This is a genomic window from Microvirga pakistanensis (assembly GCF_004458765.1).
Classification (GTDB): domain Bacteria; phylum Pseudomonadota; class Alphaproteobacteria; order Rhizobiales; family Beijerinckiaceae; genus Microvirga; species Microvirga pakistanensis.
On the sequence record NZ_SPJX01000584.1, the window covers coordinates 1 to 223 of the forward strand.

General features: G+C 70.0%; 1 protein-coding gene. It reads left to right on the forward strand.

Annotation, left to right across the window (positions count from 1 at the left end; genetic code table 11):
- On the forward strand, positions 1 to 223 hold a 223-nt coding region (locus E4K09_RS23975; protein ID WP_280177492.1), incomplete at both ends, for a uroporphyrinogen decarboxylase family protein.

Genomic DNA, 223 nt, shown 5'->3' on the forward strand with positions numbered 1-223 from the left:
ATCCGGCCCTGGTGCTCCCGGCCCTGCCGGATACCGTCGCCACCCAGGGCAATCTCGATCCGCTCGCGCTGATCGCCGGGGGCGAGCCGATGGACCAGGGGATCGACCGCAGTCTCGCGGCGGTGCGCGGCCGCCCGCACATCTTCAATCTCGGCCACGGCATCCTGCCGGAGACGCCGATCGCCCATGTGGAACAGATGATCGCTCGCGTGAGGGGGGCTTA